Raw genomic sequence first — 5,466 nt, forward strand, 5'->3', positions numbered from 1 at the left:
GAAGATCAGGTCGTAGATCTCGCGTTTGGCGCCGACATCGATGCCGCGCGTCGGCTCGTCGAGCAACAGCACCCTCGGCTTCGTCGCCAGCCATTTGCCGATGACAACCTTCTGCTGGTTGCCGCCCGACAGCGTACCGGCGGGCTGGTCGATGTCCCGGCAGCGGATGCCGAGGGCCTTGACCGCCTGCCGCGCCAGCCCCTGCTCGCCGGCCAGCGAGCGGATGCCGAAGCGGGCCAGCGAGCCGACCAGCGGCAGCGCGACATTGTCCGCGATCGAAGCCTGCAGATGCAGCCCTTGCGTCTTGCGGTCCTCGGTCACCAGCGCAATGCCCAGCCGCCTCGCATCGCGCGGCGAACGGATGTCCACGGGATGGCCGTCAATACGGATTTCGCCGCCGGTGCGGCCATCGCTCGAGCCGAAGATCGCTTCCAGGATCTCGGTGCGACCCGAACCCAGTAGCCCGCCAATGCCGAGGATTTCTCCGGCGGCAAGATCGAAGCGGACGCCGTCGATCACCGTGCGCCAGCCATGGGCATCGGGCTTCGACAGCGACAGGTTTTCGACCGAAAGCACGATATTGCCATCGGAATGGCGCTCTTCCTGGGAGGAAGCGAGCAGGTTGCGGCCGACCATCGCCGAAATGATCGCATCTTCGTCGAGCCTGGCCATCGGCTCGGTCAGCATATGGCGTCCGTCGCGAAACACGGTGACGCGGCCGGCCAGGTGCATGACCTCGTCGATGCGGTGCGAGATGTAGACGATGGCGACGCCGCTGTCGGCAAGCTGGCGGATGATGCGGAACAGCCGCTGGCATTCGGCCGGCGAAAGCGCCGAGGTCGGCTCGTCCATGATCAGGATGCGTGCCGACATCGACAGAGCCTTGGCGATCTCGACCAGTTGCTGCTCGCCGACGCGCAGGGCGCCGACGCGGGCTTGCGGATCGAGTTCGATGCCGAGCCGCTGCAACAAAGCACCTGCCGCGCGGCTGCTCGCCTTGCGGTCGACGATCAGCCCGGCGATCAGCTTCTCGCGGCCGAGGAAGATGTTGTCGGCGACGCTGAGTTCGGGCACCAGGTTGAGCTCCTGATGAATGATGGCGATGCCGGCATCCTCGGCGTCGCGCACGCCGGCGAAGCTGACGGGGCGGCCATCGACGCTGACCGTGCCTTCATAGCCGGTATAGACGCCGGAGAGGATTTTCATCAGCGTCGACTTGCCGGCGCCGTTCTCGCCCATCAAGGCATGAACCTCGCCGCGACGCAGCTCAAAGCCGACATCGACAAGCGCGGCGATGCCGCCGAAGCTCTTGGAAATGCGCTCGGCACTCAGAACGATGTGCGACCGATCGGCCGCACCGTGCTCCGGTGAAAGGGAATTGCTCTCTTGCATGACAATGGCGGCCTCCCTTCCGTCGTCGTCAACTTCCCGCAAACGCTAATCTAAACGTTTCGATCATGTCAAGCCGATATAAGGTGCCGGGCGTTTGATGCAATTCGATTCTTGCTTAAAAGGACAGGATTCCGTACGTATTGGCCAGCAAGGGTGGCGAAACGTTTCGAAAATGACAGCGTCAGGGCAAAAAAGACACCGCAAATCCACCGCGCCCACCATGCTCCATGTGGCTGAAGCGGCGCGTGTTTCTGTCGCCACCGTTTCGGCGCTGATCAATGGCACGGCGACGGTCAGCCCGGAGCTTAGCCAGCGCATCGAGCAGGCGATCCGCGATATCGGCTACAAGCGCAACGCGATCGCCCGCAGCCTGAAGATGGGCACGACCCGCACCATCGGACTGACCGTGCCGCACATCACCAACCCGTTCTTCACCGATGTCGTCTCGGTCATCCAGCAGGCCTTCGACCGGGCCGGCTATGCCGTCATGCTGTGCTGCACGGACGAGGACTTGAACACCCAGGACGACCAGATCAGGCTGCTGCTCGACCGCATGGTCGACGGGCTGATCGTGGCGCGCGTCGGCGACGGCGCGATCCTCAAGCGGATCGTCGACGACGCCAACGTGCCGGTCGTGCTGCTCGATCGTATCTGCAAAGGCATCGACACCGATGCCGTGGTGCTGGACAACCAGCGCGCGGTGTTCGACGCCATCACCTATCTGATCAATCTCGGCCACCGGCGCATCGGTTACATCACCGGCACCTCGGACATCTCGCCGATGCATGACCGCATGGCGGGATATCGCGAGGCGCTTCACGCCGCCGGCCTGCCGATCGCCGAGGAGCTGATCCGCTTCGGCAATTTCCACGAGATCGATGGCTATAACGAAACCATGCAGATGCTTTCCTCGCATGATCGTCCAAGCGCGATCTTCTCGGCCAACAATCCGATGGTGATTGGTACCATGAAGGCGATCCGCGACATCGGCCTGTCCTGCCCGGAAGATATTTCGGTCGCCTGCTTCGACGACTTTCCATGGTCCGACGTGTTCCAGCCGCAGTTGACCACGGTGGCCCAGCCCGTGCAGGCGATCGGCGAACAGGCGGCCAATCTGCTTCTCGATCGTCTCGCCGGCAACAGGGACGCGCCGCCGCGCAAGCTTTTGCTCAAGGGCAGGCTGATGATCCGCAATTCATGCCGTCCGCTCGGCGCGATTGCGCAGAGCGTGAGCGCGTAGCCTTCCCCCGGCGTAAGTCGTACCAGGATTTGTCAGGCCGCCTGCGACAGGGATTTGTGCGCGTCGGCCAGGATCTCGAACGATCGCACCCGTGCCGCATGATCAAAAATCTGCGCAGTGACCATCAGCTCGTCGGCACCGGTGCGGCGCACGAAGGCATCGAGGCCTTGCCGCACCGTTTCCGGAGAGCCGACGACGGCGCAGGACAATGCCTGGCCGAGCATTGTCTTTGCCATCGGATCGAGATCGCGGTCATAGTTCTCGACAGGTGGCGGCAGCCGGCCGGCCCGACCGGTGCGCAGATTGACGAAAGCCTGCTGCAGCGAGGTGAACAACAAACGGGCCTCCGCATCGGTGGGCGCGGCGAAGACATTGAGGCCAAGCATGACATGCGGCTTGTCGAGCTGCTCGGACGGCTGGAAGCGCGAGCGGTAGACATCCAGCGCGTGATCCAGCTCCGCCGGCGCGAAATGCGAAGCGAAGGCGTAGGGCAGGCCGAGCATGGCGGCGAGCTGCGCGCCGTAGAGGCTGGAGCCGAGGATCCAGACCGGCACGTTCTGGCCTTCGCCGGGCACGGCGCGAATTCGCTGGCCTTCCTCGGCCGGCTGGAAATAGCCCATCAGCTCGACGACATCCTGAGGGAAATTGTCGACCCCGGCCTCGAGATTGCGGCGCAAGGCACGGGCGGTGCCCATGTCGGTGCCGGGCGCCCGGCCGATGCCGAGATCGATGCGGCCCGGATGCAAGGCGGCCAGCGTGCCGAACTGCTCGGCAATCACCAGCGGCGAATGGTTGGGCAGCATGATGCCGCCGGCGCCGACACGAATGGTCTTGGTGCCGCCGGCGACATGGGCAATGACGACGGCGGTTGCAGCGCTGGCGATACCCGGCATGTTGTGATGCTCGGCCAGCCAGAAACGCTTGTAGCCCAGGCGCTCGGCATGGCGGGCAAGATCGAGCGAGTTGGCCAGCGACTGCGAGGCATCGCTGCCTTCGACGATCGGCGACAGGTCGAGAACGGAAAGAGCGGTCATGGATGGGATCCTGTGTCAGGACCGCATGTAGGAAGCATCCGGCGGCGCCGCAAATTCAAAAATATTGATCAGCCTTTGATAGCTTCGGGGTCGGCGATGTCGTCCTCCTCGACGACAACCGCGTGCTGCGCGGCGAGAAAATTGCCGACATGGCTGAGCCCGTCGAAATGATCGCAGAATACCTTGATGACGACCAGCAGCGGCACCGCCATCAGGGCGCCAACGAAGCCCCACAGCCATGACCAGAAGGCGATGGCGATCAAGATTGCCACGGCGTTGATCTCCAGGCGCCGGCCGACCACCATCGGCGTCACGAACTGGCCTTCGACGATGTCGCACAAGATCACGAAGGCCGGCGCCAGAAGCGCGTAGAAGATGGTATCGAAGCTGATCAACGCCATGACCGTGACAAGCACGATGGTGATCAGCGCTCCGACATAGGGCAAGAAGTTGAGCAGCGCCGCGGCGGCTCCCCAGACCAGCGGATTGGGCATGCCGAGCGCCCACAGACCGAGAGCGATGACTGTGCCAAGGCCGGCATTGATGATGGTGACGGTGAGCAGATAGTGCGAGATTTCGCGCTCGACGTCATAGACGACGCGCAGCGCCCGTTTCTTTTCGCTGAGGCTGGCGAAGGACTGGATGATCTTTTCATAGAACATCGTCCCGGAGGCGAGCAGGAACAGCGACATCACGAAGATGATGGTCAGGCCTGTTCCGGCCGACAGGATGTTGCTGGCGGCCGCCGACAGGATGCCGGACTGCGCCATCGCCACCCTCTGGATGCCCGGCTCCTGCGACGTCTGGGTCAGCTGTTCGATCTGATGCGAAATCTGCATGATCTTCTCGAGTGGGCGGCGCAATTGCGCCAGCCGTTCGGCAAGTTGCTGGCCTATCGAAGAGGTGTTGTTGATGAGGTCGATGATCGGTCCGCTGAGGAGGTAGCCTACGCTGGCAAAGATGCAGATCGACAACAGCACCAGAAGGGTCGCCGAAACCACTTCGGAGATGCCGTGCCTGCGCAGGAGCCTAACGATCGGCGTCAGCGTCAGCGCCAGCAGGAAAGCCAGAATGACCGGCATGAAGAAAGCGCGAGCGAAGTAGAGCGCATAGATGGCCATGAACAGGAAAATGCCGACGAGCAGCGAGCGCATCAGATGCGTGTCGGCGCGGGCCGCAACGCGCGAATCCGACTCGTCGGCGATGGCGCGGCCCAAGGCAGCGGGTTCGGTTTTCATGCTCACCCTCGAGCCGGCGCCCTCGGCGATCGGCTATTGCTTGCATGAACGCAGAGTTATGGGCGCAGGTTCCATGAGCCGGCTTCCGGAATGAGGCCCGTTTGCACGGGTCCGGAAATCAGAGCGCGCCGCAGCATCCAGGCCTGCACTCACGGAGTTGGAAGAAAGATTTGGCTTTCTTCCGAATGTCGTGGCGACGAGAACGAAAAATCCGGCCCTTCTCAATGGTAGCAGCCAGCAGCCGACATTTCCGTCAGGCTGCCGGCGCGGTGACGGCTGTGGCAGCCCTGGCTGTTTCCTTGCGCACGATCGGCGCCACCCTGGTGCCGTAGAGTTCGATCGCCTTCATGATCTTGGCATGCGGCATGGTGCCGATCGCCATTTGCAGCAGGAATCGGTCATTGCCGAAGACCTTGTGCTGGGCGACGATCTTCTCGGCCACTTGCTCGGGACCGCCGACGAACAACGCGCCGTTCGGGCCGCGCGACTGGTCGAAATGCGCTTGGGATGTCGGACCCCAGCCACGCTCGCGGCCGATGCGGTTCATCACCTCCGCCTGCGG

At 63.2% G+C, this 5,466-nt stretch carries 4 protein-coding genes and 1 pseudogene; 1 reads left to right on the plus strand and 4 read right to left on the minus strand.

The annotated features are described in order from the left end of the window. On the minus strand, positions 1 to 1,392 hold a 1,392-nt coding region (locus EN750_RS16745), incomplete at its 3' end, for a sugar ABC transporter ATP-binding protein (protein WP_145967717.1). Positions 1,393 to 1,612: 220 nt separating this feature from the next. Here EN750_RS16745 and EN750_RS16750 point away from each other — a divergent pair. Next, entirely contained in the window at positions 1,613 to 2,632 is a 1,020-nt protein-coding gene (locus EN750_RS16750) for a LacI family DNA-binding transcriptional regulator (protein ID WP_127267670.1), read from the plus strand. Positions 2,633 to 2,664: 32 nt separating this feature from the next. Here EN750_RS16750 and EN750_RS16755 read toward each other — a convergent pair whose 3' ends face one another. From EN750_RS16755 to EN750_RS16765, 3 genes and pseudogenes are all read right to left on the minus strand, one after another. Continuing rightward, the gene (locus EN750_RS16755) at positions 2,665 to 3,666 is read right to left on the minus strand and encodes an LLM class flavin-dependent oxidoreductase (protein ID WP_127328151.1); all 1,002 of its coding nucleotides are present in this window, start codon (positions 3,664 to 3,666) and stop codon (positions 2,665 to 2,667) included. 68 nt (positions 3,667 to 3,734) lie between these two features. After that, positions 3,735 to 4,904, minus strand: a complete 1,170-nt coding sequence (locus EN750_RS16760) for an AI-2E family transporter (protein ID WP_127397071.1) — start codon at positions 4,902 to 4,904, stop codon at positions 3,735 to 3,737. 253 nt (positions 4,905 to 5,157) lie between these two features. Continuing rightward, positions 5,158 to 5,466 (minus strand): annotated as a pseudogene (locus EN750_RS16765) (LLM class flavin-dependent oxidoreductase); the annotation flags it as partial.

It is taken from the genome of Mesorhizobium sp. M7A.F.Ca.ET.027.03.2.1 (assembly GCF_003999175.1).
Lineage (GTDB): Bacteria > Pseudomonadota > Alphaproteobacteria > Rhizobiales > Rhizobiaceae > Mesorhizobium.

Bases quoted from the DNA above. Each gene is read 5' to 3' on its own strand.
- EN750_RS16755 (WP_127328151.1), bottom strand. From the start codon at position 3,666: ATGACCGCTCTTTCCGTTCTCGACCTGTCGCCGATCGTCGAAGGCAGC.
- EN750_RS16750 (WP_127267670.1), top strand. From the start codon at position 1,613: ATGCTCCATGTGGCTGAAGCGGCGCGTGTTTCTGTCGCCACCGTTTCG.
- EN750_RS16760 (WP_127397071.1), bottom strand. From the start codon at position 4,904: ATGAAAACCGAACCCGCTGCCTTGGGCCGCGCCATCGCCGACGAGTCG.